At 48.9% G+C, this 1327-nt stretch carries 1 protein-coding gene; it reads left to right on the top strand.

All coding sequences use genetic code 11. The features are described from left to right. Positions 1–13 precede the first annotated feature (13 nt). Positions 14–1123 carry a hypothetical protein gene (locus EI28_RS12135; RefSeq protein ID WP_048115170.1) on the top strand — a complete coding sequence of 370 codons (1110 nt, stop codon included), beginning with the start codon at positions 14–16 and terminating at the stop codon, positions 1121–1123. The last annotated feature ends 204 nt before the right edge of the window (positions 1124–1327 follow it).

Raw genomic sequence — 1327 nt, 5'->3', positions numbered from 1 at the left:
TACATGAAACTTAATGGAAATTAACCGGGGATGTGATACTTTGAACCTCCCTTCGCTCATCAGAGCTGATAGAGACTTCGACGACATTCAGGAGCTGATCCAGTACCTTGAATGTGAGCGAGGAGACGACCAGATCAACAGTAATCTCCACATAGTTGCAACGCTGTCGATGTTCCAGAACATCAACCAGTTCGTCGAGACCCTCAAAAACTTCCATTTCTCCATCGATAAGAGGGCAGGAAAACTGCTCCTCCTCTCGAAGGAATCCCAGGGTAAACGGATTTATATTTATACGTTCTTCGACGACAGGAACAATGTCCCGCTCTTCATCACGGATGCAAAGAAAACCAATGAGATACCTGACATCCTCTTCACTTACATCAACCGTACAAAGGAGATATCGAATCTCTGGATTGCCCCTAAGGTGATGAAGGAGATCAAAGATAACCTCGTCCGGGAGCACCCGGACATGATCATAACCTATTTCTCTGCGAAGAGGAGCCCCAACACTGATATTCACTCCGAGTTCCGGCCCCATGTCGAGAGAGGCATCCAATACAGGGGGAACGACGGAAAACACACGCTTGAGGAGATGGAATTCTACTACGGTGTGCTACCAAAGATTCTTGAGGTCCAGCTCCCGAACGGCATCGCATTTCGCATCGACAATAAGGGAATCATAACACTGCGTCACGGACACTTCGCCGGCATCTTCAAGATAATTGAGGACGTCGTTTCACGGCTTGAAAACGTAAGAGAGGCAATCGGAGAGTCGGGATATTCCATCAGCAAGGTCGGGTCCCGCAGGCAATTCTCGAATGCCATTCAGATCCCCTGGTCAATTGATGTGCCGGTGGAGATGCACTACGATGACGTTTCCCGCTTCTGCAAGGCGGTGCGCAGCGAGGAGTGGAACTTCACTGTACTGGAACAGGTGCTGCTGCCGGGTTCAATGTTCTTCTCCGCCCGGTTGATCGATGAGCACACGGGTTCTCTCCTGGACATCTCGACTACCGGCAAGAAGATCGACGTCTACCCGGTAGAGAAAATAGACATCGGAACATCCATGAGGTTTTTCGAGTTTGTGGTCGAGAATATCGATCATATGGCGACCGTAGGGTGATATCATCCATATTCCTCGTGAGAAGGAAGACTTTCAGGCGTTCTACAAGCGTTCTCCACCTGAAGTCCGCGAGGAATTGGATAAATTAAAAGAGAAATATAAAGCATACTCTATACCCTCGGCACGAGAGCGAATCGGTGATGCTCTTGAGGAAGACAAAAAGCACCACACTCTCGTGAAGAGGTCATCCCAATATTCTCCCGA

The organism is Methanoculleus sp. MH98A, from assembly GCF_000691865.1.
Lineage (GTDB): Archaea > Halobacteriota > Methanomicrobia > Methanomicrobiales > Methanoculleaceae > Methanoculleus.
Note: the sequence above shows the minus strand (reverse complement) of the source record. Positions and strands in the feature narration are given on the sequence as shown.

Bases quoted from the DNA above. Each gene is read 5' to 3' on its own strand.
- EI28_RS12135 (WP_048115170.1), top strand. From the start codon at position 14: ATGGAAATTAACCGGGGATGTGATACTTTGAACCTCCCTTCGCTCATC.